General features: G+C 58.5%; 11 protein-coding genes and 1 pseudogene. 8 read left to right on the top strand and 4 right to left on the bottom strand.

Going from position 1 to position 13,795, the window contains the following annotated elements:
* Window positions 1-177: 177 nt before the first annotated feature.
* Window positions 178-882, bottom strand: a complete 705-nt coding sequence (locus K3169_RS13175) for a GNAT family N-acetyltransferase (protein WP_027900192.1) — start codon at window positions 880-882, stop codon at window positions 178-180.
* A 151-nt stretch (window positions 883-1,033) separates the two neighbouring features.
* Here K3169_RS13175 and yghX point away from each other — a divergent pair, with 151 nt between their 5' ends.
* From yghX to K3169_RS13155, 4 genes are all read left to right on the top strand, one after another.
* A complete protein-coding gene (gene yghX, locus K3169_RS13170; RefSeq protein ID WP_027900193.1) occupies window positions 1,034-1,921 on the top strand; it encodes a YghX family hydrolase in 888 nt (295 codons plus the stop codon).
* 301 nt (window positions 1,922-2,222) lie between these two features.
* On the top strand, window positions 2,223-2,999 hold the full coding sequence (epsC, locus tag K3169_RS13165) for a serine O-acetyltransferase EpsC (protein ID WP_263271870.1): 777 nt from the start codon (window positions 2,223-2,225) through the stop codon (window positions 2,997-2,999).
* Window positions 3,000-3,001: 2 nt separating this feature from the next.
* Window positions 3,002-3,892, top strand: coding sequence for a VOC family protein (locus K3169_RS13160; RefSeq protein WP_263271869.1), 891 nt, complete (start codon window positions 3,002-3,004; stop codon window positions 3,890-3,892).
* Between the two features lie 465 nt (window positions 3,893-4,357).
* Window positions 4,358-5,020, top strand: a complete 663-nt coding sequence (locus tag K3169_RS13155) for a polysaccharide lyase family 7 protein (RefSeq protein WP_099268753.1) — start codon at window positions 4,358-4,360, stop codon at window positions 5,018-5,020.
* A 68-nt stretch (window positions 5,021-5,088) separates the two neighbouring features.
* Here the strand turns inward: K3169_RS13155 and K3169_RS13150 are convergent, their stop codons facing one another.
* From K3169_RS13150 to K3169_RS13140, 3 genes and pseudogenes are all read right to left on the bottom strand, one after another.
* Complete coding sequence (locus K3169_RS13150; protein ID WP_263271868.1) at window positions 5,089-5,676, bottom strand: flavin reductase family protein; 588 nt, start codon at window positions 5,674-5,676, stop codon at window positions 5,089-5,091.
* 23 nt (window positions 5,677-5,699) lie between these two features.
* Window positions 5,700-6,866, bottom strand: a pseudogene (locus K3169_RS13145) (pyridoxal phosphate-dependent aminotransferase); the annotation flags it as partial.
* A 403-nt stretch (window positions 6,867-7,269) separates the two neighbouring features.
* Window positions 7,270-7,668 carry a nuclear transport factor 2 family protein gene (locus tag K3169_RS13140; protein ID WP_263271866.1) on the bottom strand — a complete coding sequence of 133 codons (399 nt, stop codon included), beginning with the start codon at window positions 7,666-7,668 and terminating at the stop codon, window positions 7,270-7,272.
* A 185-nt stretch (window positions 7,669-7,853) separates the two neighbouring features.
* Between K3169_RS13140 and K3169_RS13135 the strand changes: the two genes are divergently transcribed.
* From K3169_RS13135 to K3169_RS13120, 4 genes are all read left to right on the top strand, one after another.
* Window positions 7,854-9,041, top strand: a complete 1,188-nt coding sequence (locus K3169_RS13135; protein ID WP_122703793.1) for an ABC transporter substrate-binding protein — start codon at window positions 7,854-7,856, stop codon at window positions 9,039-9,041.
* A gap of 9 nt (window positions 9,042-9,050) precedes the next feature.
* Entirely contained in the window at window positions 9,051-9,920 is an 870-nt protein-coding gene (locus tag K3169_RS13130) for a branched-chain amino acid ABC transporter permease (RefSeq protein ID WP_027900977.1), read from the top strand.
* A gap of 62 nt (window positions 9,921-9,982) precedes the next feature.
* Complete coding sequence (locus K3169_RS13125; protein ID WP_411567047.1) at window positions 9,983-12,442, top strand: ATP-binding cassette domain-containing protein; 2,460 nt, start codon at window positions 9,983-9,985, stop codon at window positions 12,440-12,442.
* Complete coding sequence (locus K3169_RS13120) at window positions 12,439-13,668, top strand: amidohydrolase family protein (RefSeq protein ID WP_263271864.1); 1,230 nt, start codon at window positions 12,439-12,441, stop codon at window positions 13,666-13,668. The genes K3169_RS13125 and K3169_RS13120 overlap by 4 nt, the downstream gene beginning before the upstream one ends.
* Window positions 13,669-13,795: the final 127 nt, after the last annotated feature.

Raw genomic sequence — 13,795 nt, 5'->3', positions numbered from 1 at the left:
CCGACAACCTCGTTACAACCAGCACCCAGGTCTTTCACGGAACAACATCTGCTACTTGCTTAACAAAAAGTCATGCGTGGTAAAGCATCTATGTACACGTGTATCGGGAACCGCAAACGGTAATTGTAATCGGATACAGGTTGCGGAGCGAACTTTTACCGATATTAGCGTGTGCGCTTAGTCGATAGTCTCGTTCGACGCGGGCCTCTGGCGCGCATCAACCAGTGCTTTGGCTTGCCGGGTTAATTGATCCAGATGCCGATCACGCTGCTTCTCGGCTTCTATCATCGGCCGCTTTCCGTGCTGCTGAAGTAAATAAGCATGAATTTGCCGAATCTCCAGCGAATTGTAGATCGGCGCTACATCCAGTACTGCCACCAGACCGTCAATGCCGTGATCCCGCGTATTCATCAATACCTGCGGACCGCGAGCGGCCAACACCTGAAAACCCATTGCTTCGAAACGCGGAACCGCGGCGGCGCGACAGGCCAGTTCGGCATGTGGGTAGCGTTCGGTCATCTGCGCCAGCATTGCGCGCGCCACGCCTTTGCGACGTTTGCTGGCCTGCACGGCCATAAACGCTACCGCGCAGGCTTCGGGATCGTCCTTGACCGGCAAATACAGCAAGAAGCCGATCACCGTGTCCGGTTCGTCAGCATCCAGCGCGACAATCAATTCAACGGGAATCCCTTTTGATCCATCCATGGCCTCGATGTAGAGATGAACTTCGAAACCGACGCCATATTGATAAAGGCTGTAGAGCGGATTACTGGGCGCAATATTGACCATGCTGATATCGGTGACGTAATCGACCACCATCTGCATGATCTGGCTTTTGATCAACTCGGGGGGCGGGCTTTCGAAGCGGGTGACGGTGAACATCGAGATGGTGACTCCAGACTTTAAGGCATCCCCGGACCGGCATGCTCGGTACGAAGGGGCGCCATCATACCCCAGACATACAGCGAGGCCCATTTGCCTCGATGGCAAAGACTGCTTTAATCAGCCAACTCACCGAAGAAGGAGCGAACAGATGGAACGTCTCACCGCGAAAGATTTTTCCCCTGAACTGCTTGAGCTGTACGACTACTACGCCCACGGCAAGATCAACAGGCGCGAATTTCTTGACCGCGCGGCAGCTTTCACTGTCTTTGGCCTGACCGCCAGTGCCGTCCTTGCTTCGCTGAGCCCCAACTACGCGATGGCACAGCAAGTGGAGTTCACTGACCCGGATATCGTCGCCGAGTACGTCAACTATCCTTCGCCCAAGGGCCACGGTCAGGTGCGCGGCTATCTGGTACGTCCAGCAAAAGCCACCGGCAAGTTGCCCGCTGTGGTCGTGGCGCATGAAAATCGTGGGCTTAACCCTTATATCGAAGACGTTGCCCGCCGCGTGGCAAAAGCCGGTTTCATCGCCCTCGCTCCCGATGGTCTGACGTCAGTCGGTGGCTATCCCGGCAACGACGACAAAGGCCGCGAACTGCAACAGACCGTCGACCCGGAAAAGCTCATGAACGACTTCTTCGCCGCCATCGAGTGGATGATGAAGCACGACGCAACGACCGGAAAAGTCGGTATCACCGGCTTCTGTTACGGCGGTGGTGTCGCCAACGCAGCAGCAGTTGCCTACCCCGAACTGGCCGCCGCCGTGCCGTTTTACGGACGTCAGGCCAAAGCCGAAGATGTGCCAAGAATCAAGGCACCGCTGTTGATCCACTACGGCGAACTGGACACCCGCATCAACGAAGGCGCAGCCGCCTACGAACAGGCATTGAAGGCCGCAGGCAAAACCTATCAGGCATATGTCTATCCCGGTGCCAACCACGGCTTTCACAACGACTCCACCCCGCGCTACGACGAAGCGGCGGCGAAGCTCGCATGGGACAGGACCCTGGAGTGGTTCAACAAGTATCTGGTTTGATGCCTGGCAGAAATCTCACCACTCAAACGGCTGGACCTGGCAGTTCATTCTGTAGAACCGGCTTCAGCCGGGAGAGCGTCAAGACAGTCGCATGATTTGCTTCGGCAAACAGACCGCTCTCCCGGCTAAAGCCGGCCGTACGTGGTTAAACAGCGCAATAGCAAGCTTGCGGACAATTAGCAGCACCGCAAGCAACCGCCCTCCTGCGTTGCGAAAAAAGCAACAAAGCTGCCTTCCTGCAAGGATTGATAGCGCCCCCTTTGCCTGCCCATACTCGACCCACCCCAAAAAGGAGAAGGTCATGGATTCCCTTTGGCAGCGTCTGCAAGAACAGGCTCATCAGCTCGCAGAGCGTAACCCCGTAATGAGTCATTACGTGCAGTTCGGAATTCTGTCGCAGCCCTCCTTCCCCACCGCCCTGGCAGCAAACCTGGCCCGGCAACTCAAGGGGCAGGCTGGGAGCACCGATCTGACTGGCTGGTTTACGGACATCCTCCGCGCTAACCCTGACATCGCCTCCAGCGCCGCGGCTGACATCAACCACCTGGTGATCGTCAACCCGGCTTGTCCCGATCACCTCACCGCTTTCCTTACATTCCGCGGTATTCAGGCCGTTCAGGCTTACCGCATTAGCCATGCCTTGTGGAACGATGGCGATATTCAGAGCGCAGTGCTGTTGCAGAACTGGGCAGCCAACACCTGGAGCATCGATATCCACCCGGCAGCGCGACTGGGCAAAGCACTGTTTGTTGATCACGGGATTGGCCTGGTGATTGGCGAAACCGCCGTCGTAGAAGATGAAGTCAGTCTTTGGCACGGCGTGACGCTGGGCAGCACGCTGGCTGAAGTCGGCGACCGTCATCCGAAGATTCGCCGCGGCGCATTGATCTGCGCAGGCGCCAGCGTACTGGGCAACATCGAAGTCGGTGCCAAAGCCATCGTGGCGGCCAACGCAGTGGTGCTCAAACCCGTACCGGCGAGCGCTGTCGTTGCAGGCACTCCGGCAAAAATTGTCGGTAGCGCACCGCAGTCACTGGCCACCCTGACCTCGAAAACACTTACCCAACGGGAGCAATGAACATGGCCGCAGCCGCTCAATCCACTCAAGGTATCGACCACCCGCTGGTGACTGTACGCGACCATCCGCAGACGCTGGAGCTGTATCGCAAGATGGGCTTCGAACCCTCTCCAATCAGTTATCACCCGTGGGGCACAGTCACGACACTGGTGATGTTCCCGAGCAATTTCATCGAAATCATTGCAGTGGATGATGCCTCGAAGTTTGGCACTAACTCGGTCGATGGCTTCTGTTTCGGCCGTCAGTTGGGCACATTTCTGGATCGCGGTGAAGAGGGCATCTCGCTGGTGGCATTGCACAGCAAAGACGCTGATGCGGACTATGCACGCCTGACAAACGCCGGGCTGGCCAGTCAGGGCCGTATTGATTTCCGGCGCAAAATGACCCTGCCCGATGGCAGTCCGGACGAAGCCGTCGTGTCGTTGGGACTGTTCATGGATGAAGAGCACCCGGATGTTTCCAACTTCATTTGCCATCAGCACCGCCCGGAATTGATCTGGGTGCCAGGATGGCAAAACCACCCAAACGGCGCTGACGGCATCCTCGCGGTGACATACCTGGCGGACCCTGCCCAGCTCGAAAGCCGGTGGAAAGCGTTGTACGGCGATGCGGTTCGCTACCACGGCGATGTGCTGGAAGCTGATACTGGCTGCGGTTTGCTACGCGCCATGTCCCTGACTACCGCGCAAACCGAGTTTGCCGGAGTCAACTTGCCTGAGGCGGCCAGTCAACGCCCCCATGCAATAGCGCTGCGCATCAACACTAAAAACCTGGATGCGGCGCGAGCCATTATCGAAAGCAACAAAGTGCCGCATCTAGCGGGTTCACAGCGCCTGCTGATCGAGCCGCAAGCAGCCGGGAATGTGATTCTGGAGCTGGTGCAGACCCGCTGAGAGTCCTTTGCCCCACATGCCTGTCTGCATGGATGTAATTCTGTGGGAGTCGCCCCGGTGTCCCTGACACCACGCTGTCGCGCAGCAAACACGGACCCTGTAGGAGTGACCGGGGTGGCGATCCACATTGCTCGCGATTCGGCCTGTCAGTCGATGAATTTATTGCCTGTACTGGAGCTATCGCGAGCAAGCTCACTCCTACAATAAAAAGCATTCCAAATCAGATAGTTATATTTTGTTTGATAGGAGCTGGGCTTGCCCGCGATAAGGGCGACTCGGTCAACCTGTAACACCGCTTTCCTGAATAAATCCGGCCCCATGGATTGCATGGGTCTGCGGGACATTTGCCGTCCGTCGCCTGCCTACTCGCCGGCAGCCAGACGGCTCTCAACCAAATGCCTGGCTTGCCGTTAAAGCACTCAGCGTCCCGGGACTGGTCGGGCGCATCCCCCGTGCGAGAGCCCCATGATCGACCTCAGTGTCTGGAACCTTACCCTGCCCATTGAAACGCCAGCCGTCACCGTGGCGACTGCACGTGTCAGCAGCCTCAACAGTCCTTACTTCAAAGTCAGCAGCAACGGCATTGTGATGTGGGCTCCCGTGACCGGCTCGCACTCTGGCACCAGTGACTACCCTCGCACGGAGTTACGCGAAACCCTCTCCAATGGCAACGCCATGAACTGGTTGTATAACAGCGGCACCAACACCATGATCGGTGCGCTGATGGTCAATCAGGTACCGTCGACGGGCAAAATTGTGGTGGCGCAAATCCACGCCAAAAATGCGCCGACGCCTTTGCTGAAGATGGTGTACCGCTATACCGCCAAAGGCGGCTTCATAGACCTCGAATATCGCGTGAAGCCAGCCGACGCTAAAAGCCCGGTGATGTACAGCACCCCCATGGCCCTGAACAAGCCCTTCACCTATTCGATTCAGATGGCACCCACCGGCAAACTCACCGTGATGATCAATAACGTGGCGGCGCAGACCACTCTCAACCCTGCCTGGTATGGCTACGCCTTTTACTTCAAGGCCGGGGTGTACACCCTGGACAACGTCGGCTACCCCACTGAAGGCGGGAAGGTCACCTACACCAGTCTTTCCACCAGCCACGTCGTGAAGAAGTAACAACCGGCAGTCGCTGTGGACCGTTGTACATCACGCCATTCGTTTTTCAGAATGGCGTGACGCCCGCATCACTTTTCGTCGCCAGCCTCTACATCCAGCGCTTCACCAATCGCATAAAAGTGTCCACCCGCGATGTAGTGCAAGCTGCGCCACGCAGGGTCGGCAGTTTCAAAGTTCCAGTGCCCGTCCTTGAACACTCGCGTATCAGCCCAGGCACCAATGACTTCGCCGATGAACAGGTCATAGGTCGACTGATTGTGCGGCTCAGGTATCAGGCGACACGCCAGCCAGGCAGAGCAACCGGCCACGAACGGCAGATCATGATTGGGTACGCGAAACAGCTCCACGCCTGAACGCTGCAGTTTGTCCGCTTCGTTGAACAGACTGCGCGTGCCCACCTCGTGGGTGAGTTGCAGCTGCGCCGCCGTTGGCACCTGAATCACGAACACTCCACTTTGCTCAACCAGCTCACGGGTCTTGGCAATTTTGTCGAGGACCACAGTGAGTTTGGCCGGCATGAAATCCAGCGCGCAGGCCCAGGCAGCGGCCATGACATTGTCGACCCCATCGTGCCGGGCCGAAACCAGAACTGTCGGACCGTGGTTGAGCAAGCGATAGGCCTTGGCGGGGTCCACCGGGGCAATAAATTCGTTCACAAAAATACCTCTCGAGACGTGGCGAGCGTGCTGACGAACGACTTGATTCGCACACACGCACGCGCCAGTTGCTCATCGCTTACGGTAAATGAAAGCCGCACAAAACCCTGGGCAGGCTCACCGAAGGCTGCTGCGTCGAGCACCGACACACCCGCTTCCCGAAACAGTCGCCAAGCGAAATCCAGCGAGCTCAATCCGGTGCCGCGCACGTCGAGCAGAACGAACATCCCTGCATCCGGGCTGCGCACTTCAATGCCCGGACAGTCACTCAATCCAGACACCACGAGATCGCGTCTGCGCTGATAGATATCGAGCATGCCCAACGTCACTTCATCATGAGCAAGCACCGCCGCCATCGCACCCGCCATGACGAAGCCGGGCAATCCGTAAAGCATGCTCAACGACAGGTTTTCTGCGTGCCTGACCAACTGCGCATCGGCAATGATCCAGCCGACCCGCCAACCGGTCATGGCATGGGATTTGGACAAACTGCCGACGATCACGCAACGCTCGGCCATACCCGGCAAGCTGGCGAGGCTGACGTGCTCCCGTTCGTAGCAAAGGCTTTCGTAGACCTCATCGACGACCACCCACAGATCATGGGCGATGGCCAGTTCGGCAATCCCTTGCAGCTCCTCGGCACTGAGCACTACGCCAGTCGGGTTGTTCGGGTTGGAGAGGAAAATGGCTCGGGTACGCGGGGTAATGGCGGCGCTGATACGGGCAATGTCTGGACGAAAACCGGCATCGGCGTCACAACTTACCCGCACCAGCGTCGCACCGCTTGCCCTGAGCGTAGCCTCATAAGTCACGTACATCGGGTCCAGAGCCAGGACCTCATCACCGGCTTGCAACAGGCAAAGGGCGCTCGCGAACAAAGCATTCTGCGCACCAGCCAGGGTGATCACATTGGCGGCCTCTACCGGCCGTCCCAGACGCCTGGCGTAACGCTCGGCGATAGCTTCCCTTAGCGCAGGCCTTCCGGGGATTTCGGTGTAATGGGTATCCCCTGCTCTCAGTGCGCCGACCGCCGCTTCGGTGATGAAATCCGGGGTAGCGAAATCGGGATCGCCAATGCTGAGGATAATGACATCTTCCCCTTGGCAATGAGCCTGCCAGGCGGCGAAGTGAATGTCCCAGGCGGCAGCGCCCTGCCCGGCTATCCGTTCAACAAACGGGGAAAAACGCATACCACGGCCTCTCGAATACGAGTAAAACGCCACGATACCGCGACGTTCTTCTGAAAGGCCAGTGTGGTTGGAAGCAGGATCCTTATGGAAAACTCTATGTTCACCTGCAAACATAATTCCCGTGGGAGCGAATTCATTCGCGAAAAGGCCGGCATATCCGCAGGAGTTGCGTGATCAGGAATGCCGTCTTCCCGAATGAATTCGGTCCCACAGGATCACGTTGAACCTGAGATGGGCACAATCCCGTGGGAGCGAATTCATTCGCGAAGAGGCAAGTACATCCGCAGGAGTTGCGTGCTTAGAAATGCCGTCTTCCCGAATGAATTCGGTCCCACAGGATTTTGGTCTAAAGGTAAAACATCCCCAACAGAAACGCATTTCAACTGCGGATTGATCCAGCCAATCAAGCCTTGGCAATCTCCGGCGCCAGCAACCACTCGGCGCTGTCATTCCAGACGTCCATATGAGTGATCTTGCCGCCACGCACTTCAAAGCGGTCCAGATAACGATTGCCGGAAAAGCTGCTGCCATCCGGCCATTCGCCGTACAACGTGCCGTTGGAATACACCACTGTGTGGTCACCGCGATCCATCCAGTCGAAATTGCCCAAGGCCTTCTTGACCCACGCGTAACGCGAGCCGTTGAACGCGGTAATGGCCTGCGGAGTAGGCATGACACGCCCGCCGGTGAAGGTAATCTTTACGTCAGCACTCATGAAGGTTGCGGCCCGAACCGGATCCGGGGCCATGGATGCCTCAAGGAAATTGCTAACAATCTGTACGTCTCTGTTTTTTTCCGACATCACTGAATCTCCTGACTCACGGGTTAAGTAAATAGCCTGAACGCCTCGACATGGTGCAGCTCGCCTTAATTTGGCGCGTAAATACTGGGCATTCAAATAAAAACCGACGTTATAAAGGCCGCTATGACTGGCATCCTACTTGCTAGCAATAAATATGCAACTGCTAGCAATCAGGAGAACACACTATGGCCATCCGGCTTCCAAACCTGCAACGTCTGCTGTTTCCCGTGGCTGCGGCAGTCACACTCAATATGGCTATGTTCGGTGGCGCGCAAGCCGCTGAACCGCCGATCAAGGTTGGCCTGGTGGCTGCCCTGTCCGGCCAGTCAGCCAAATCCGGCGAAGCCCTGACCCGTGGCCTGACCATGGCGATCAATGAAGTAAACGCCAAAGGCGGCGTATTGGGTCGTCAACTGGAGCTGGTACGCCGCGACGACGAAAGCAACCCGTCCAAAGGCATGCTGGCGGCACGTGAGCTGGTCCAGCGGGAAAAAGTCACCGTATTGTTTGGTGGTCTCGATACGCCGGTGTCTCTGGCAATCGTGCCACTGGCCAACCAGATGAAGGTGCCGTTCATGGGCATCTGGGCAGCCGGTACGAAGATCACCGAAAACGGCGCTGCTGATAACTACGTGTTCCGGGTTTCGGCAGTCGACGAGCTGGTAGACGAAGCACTGGTGAAATACGGCGTCGATAACGGCATGAAAAAGCCCGGCATGATCCTCATCAACAATCCGTGGGGCGAGTCCAACGAGGCCGGCTTCAAGCGCGCCCTGGAAAAACGCGGCATGGCCAACGCCGGTGTTGAGCGCATTCAGGACAGCGATCTGGACGTAGTACCGCAACTGACCCGCCTGAAAAACGCCGGTGCCGACACCTTGCTGATGGTCGGTAACGTTGGCCCATCGGCGCAAGTGGTCAAATCGCTGGATCGCATGGGCTGGGACGTGCCGGTGGTTTCCCACTGGGGTCCGGCCGGTGGTCGTTTCGGAGAACTGGCTGGCCCGAATGCCTCCCGCGTGCATTTCATCCAGACCTACGTGTTCACCGAGCACAACAGCCCTAAAGGCGATGCTTTGCTCGCAGCGCTGAAAACCGCTTACCCACAAATCAAAACCCTGGCCGACGTGACGCCTGCGGTGGGCATCGCCAACGCCTATGACGCGCTGCATCTGGCTGCGCTGGCCATCGAAAAAGCAGGCAACACCGATGGCAAAGCCGTGCGCGATGGTTTTTACGCCATTAGCGAATACGACGGCCTGATCAAGCACTACAAGCAGCCGTTCACGGTGCAGAAACACGACGCACTGGGCCCGGACGACTATCTGTTCACGCACTTCGTCAACGACCAGATCGTACCGTTGAAGCCTTAAGGAGTCGCCATGTTCACCGCCGCCATTGTCACCGGCCTCGGCCTGGGCAGCATGTACGCGCTGCTGGCGTTAGGTTTTCACCTGACCTACGTCGTCTCGCGCACCGTCAATTTTGCCCAGGGCAGCGCCATGATGGTCGGCGCGGTGCTGGGTTACACCTTCTGCATCACCTGGGGCTGGTCTCTGTGGCTGGCCCTGCCACTGACGCTGATTCTCTGTGCGCTGTATGGCCTGGTGATAGAGCGCTGGCTGGTGCGACCGTTCCACAGCCGTGGCTCACAGGCTTGGCTGATGGCGACGGTGGCAGGCGGCATTCTGGTGGACAACCTGGCGCTGTTTACCTTCGGCAAAGAGCCTCGTCAGTTCGAGAGCAGTCTGGTCAACCTCAACGTCGAACTGTTCGGCAGCAGCGTCGGTGCGTTGCAGCTACTGATTCCTCTGGCGGGGGCAGCAATTGCCCTTGCTCTCTATCTGGTGCGGCGCTACACCCGACTGGGCAAGGTACTGGAAGCCTGCGTGCAAAACCCGCGGGCAGCGATGTTGATGGGCATCAATGTCAATCGGGTGGTGGCGATCGCGTTTGCTGTTTCTACCGTATTCGCCGCGGTAGCAGGTTTGTTGATTGCGCCGCTGTTCAGCGTCAACGCCGAGATGGGCATGCTGTTCGGACTGAAAGCTTTTGCGGTGGCGATTCTGGGCGGCATCGGAAGCGCCGGTGGTGTGTTTGCAGCCGGTCTGCTGTTCGGTCTGGCTGAAGCCTTGATCACCCTGTATTTCGGCTCCGCCTTCACCCAGATATTCACGTTCGCGCTGGTCATTGTTGCCCTGGCGATTCGTCCCAACGGCCTGTTCGGCAGCAAGGCTCTGGTGAAAGTATGAGAGATATCAAAACCCTCGCAGCTCCGGTTTTCATCGGGCTACTCGCGGTCGTATGTGGCGTTATGGCGTTCACACTGGACAGCTATTCCCTGCTGGTCTTTACCCTCTGCGCTCTGGCGGCCGTAGTGGGTGTCGGCCTGAATATTCTGATTGGCCTGAGCGGGCAAATTTCATTCGGCCACATCGCGTTCTATGCCATTGGCGCGTACGTGTCGGCATTGCTGACCATGGCCGGTTGGCCGCTATGGCTGGCGTTGCCGCTGGCGGGCATCGTGGCAGGCTTGATTGGCGCCCTGTTGGCGATCCCGGCACTGCGGGTCAGTGGTCCCTATCTGGCGATGATCACCATTGCCTTTGCGTTCGTGGTGCATCACAGCCTGATCGAATGGCGTGACGTGACCGGTGGTTCGAATGGTCTGATGGGTATTCCGCTGCCGGAATTTGCCGGTCTCGATCCAGCGATACTGCTCGCGCTGTTGGCTGGGGCGTTGATGATCGGCGCATTGCTGTTCTATCAGCGCCTGAGTCACAGCACCTGGGGCAAGGCCATGCGCGCCGTGAAGGCGTCTGAAATTGCCGCGCGCTCGCTGGGTTTCAATCCGGTTCTGAGCAAAACCCTGGCCTTCGCCGTGTCCGCCGCGTTGACCGGTTTGGCAGGTGGCCTGCTTGCGCCCCTGCTGATGTTCATCAACCCGGAATCCTTTCCGTTTTCCCAATCGATCCTGTTCGTCCTGGCGGTGATCGTCGGTGGCAGCGGTATGCTGTTCGGCCCATTGATTGGTGCTTTGCTGATCGTGCTGGTGCCGGAACTACTGTCGGACTTCGCCGAATACCGCCTGCTGATTTTCTCGGTGCTATTGCTGCTGGTGCTGTGGGTCGCGCCGAACGGCTTGCTGGGTGCCCTCGCCCGTCGCTGGATCAAGCCGACCCGGTTGTTACCGCCCACCACGATCAACACCCAACGCATTGCCGCGTATCTGCAAAGCCGTGGTCCGTCAACCGGTTTGCGGGTGACCGATATCGGCATTCGCTTCGGCGGTGTACAGGCGGCGCAACACGTCAGCCTGCATGCGCCTGCCGGAAGCATCACCAGCATCATCGGCCCCAATGGCGCGGGCAAAACCACGGTGCTGAATATGATCAGCGGGTTCTATGCCCCGGACAGCGGGCAGATCGAACTGCAACAGTCACTGGCCGGTTTACCTGCCTGGAAAAGCGCCCGAGCCGGTATCGCCCGCACCTATCAGACCACCCTGCTGTTCGGCGAGATGTCGGTGCTGGATAACCTCTTGGTGGCGATGCAGAAAGGTCGCCTCGGCCTGCCCTTCAGCCTGTCGACCGCCGAGCAACGCAGCCTCGCGCTGGACCTGCTGGCGCTGGTGGGTTATCGCGGCGAAGTGAACATCGCTGCCGAGGACTTGCCCCACGTCGGCCGTCGCCTGGTAGAAATCGCCCGGGCGCTGGCGACCGCGCCTGCGGTGCTGTTGCTGGATGAACCGGCTGCGGGTCTGAGCCGCCGCGACACCGACGACCTGGCGGTGCTGCTGCGCAAGCTGGCGGACTTTGGCCTGACGGTAATCCTCGTCGAGCACGACATGTCGCTGGTGATGGCAGTGTCCGAGCACTTATTGGTGCTGGACGCGGGCAAGCCCATCGCGTCGGGGCCTCCCGCCGAAATTCGCCAGAACCAGCAGGTGATCGCCGCGTATCTGGGCGGCACCGATTATCAGGCAACGCCACGGGATCAGGCCTGGGATGGCAGTCGCGATGCGCGGCTTTACGTCAAGGATCTGGTCATCGACTACGGCGCCGCGGCAGTGGTCAACAAAGTCAATTTACTGGTCAACCCCGGCGAGCTTGTGGCGATTCTGGGTGCCAACGGTGCGGGCAAATCCAGCATCCTGCAATGTCTGGCGGGCCTGCATCGGGCGACCGAGGGCAGCATTTTGCTGGACAACGAAAGCATCGAACAGGCCAGCGCCAGCAGCATCGCTGGCAAAGGTCTGGCTTTGGTGCCGGAAGGTCGTCAGGTGTTCCCGTATCTGAGCGTGCGCGACAACCTGTTGCTGGGCGGTTACTCGCGACGCGAAGCGTTTGATGCCGAAGCTGAAATCGAAGCGATCCTCAATCGGTTCCCGCGTTTGCGCGACCGTATCGATAACCCGGCAGGCATGCTGTCCGGGGGCGAACAACAGATGGTCGCGGTCGGTCGCGGGCTGATGGCCAAACCGAAAATCCTGCTGCTGGACGAGCCGTCTCTGGGCTTGTCACCGGCCATGATCGGCGAGCTGTACGACGCACTGGCCGCTCTGCGCGATGAAGGCGTCACTATCCTGCTGGTGGATCAAATGGCCAACCTCGCGCTGCAGGTTGCTGACCGCGCTTACGTGCTTGAAACCGGCTGCATCATAAAATCCGCCAGCGCCGCCGAGTTGCGTGACGACAAGGAGCTGGCTGCGGCCTATCTGGGAGAAAGCGCTGATAGCGCCAGTGCCAATAGCGTTCGAGGAGTGAGTGTATGACCGCACTGAAGATCATCAATGTGCGGCTGGGTGAAGCCGACACTGATACCGTGCTCTACGTGGAGAATGGCCATTACGTTGAGGCATTCAGCCCATCAATCATCGACTGGGAGACACTCGATTTACAGGGTCGCCTGCTGATGCCAGGCCTGATCGAAACCCATATCCATCTGGATAAAGCCTGCATCATGCAGCGCTGTCATTTGCATGAAGGCACCCTTGCCGAGGCAGTGGCGCAAACCCGTGCCGCCAAGGCGGAATTCACTGAAGAAGACGTGTACCAACGCGGTGCGCAGGTGCTGGATAAGGCGATCCTGCAAGGTACCACCCACATGCGCACCCATGTGGAGCTTGATCCGCAAATAGGCCTGACCGGCTTCAATGCCATTCGCCGCTTGCAGGCTGACTACGCATGGGCGATCAGCCTGGAAATCTGTGTGTTTCCTCAAGAAGGCCTGCTGAATAATCCAGGCACGGAAGCATTGTTGTGCGAGGCGCTGGAGAACGGCGCAACGGTGCTCGGCGGTTGCCCGTACATGGACAGCGATCCGTACGGGCAGATCCAGCGTCTGTTTGAACTGGCAGTGAAATACAACTGCGATCTGGACCTGCACCTGGATTTCGATCTGAATCCGGAAGGCATGACAGTCATGGAAGTCGCGCGCTGCACGCAACTGCATGGCTGGGCAGGACGCGTGACCATCGGCCACGTGACCAAGCTGTCGACCCTCCCCAAAGAGCAAATGACCGTGCTGGGCCTGCACCTGGCCAAGGTCGGCGTGCAAGTAACCTGTCTGCCGTCCACCGATCTGTTTCTGATGGGCCGTGAGTCGTTTCACAACAAACCTCGCGGGCTCGCGCCGCTGGAGCATCTGCACGCCTGCGGCGTTACGTGCTCGGTGTCCACCAACAACATTGGCAATCCGTTTACGCCCTATGGCGACGCCTCGCTGATCCGTCAGGCCAACCTGTTCGCCAACGTCAGCCAGATGGGCACCGTGCCGCAATTGCTGCAATGCCTGGCGTGGGTGTCCAGCGAATCAGCACGCATGCTCAGGTTGACTGATTACGGGCTGCTGCCCGGATGCCGAGCCGACTTCATCGTCTTCGACGCGCCTTCACCTGCGGCAGTGATTGCCGAGATCAGCGCGCCGTTGATGGGCTTCAAGGGTGGGCGACGGACGTTTAGCCGGCCGGTTGGGGTGTTGCTGAAGCCGGATAATTAGGCATGCTGTACGCATAACCCTGTGGGAGATGCCCCGGTGTCCATGACACCACGCTGTCGCGCAGCAAACACGGGACCTGTAGGAGTGAGCTTGCTCGCGATTCGATCTGTTGGTCGATGAATATATT

Source organism: Pseudomonas phytophila (assembly GCF_025643095.1).
Classification (GTDB): Bacteria; Pseudomonadota; Gammaproteobacteria; order Pseudomonadales; family Pseudomonadaceae; genus Aquipseudomonas; species Aquipseudomonas quasicaspiana.
Note: the sequence above shows the minus strand (reverse complement) of the source record. Positions and strands in the feature narration are given on the sequence as shown.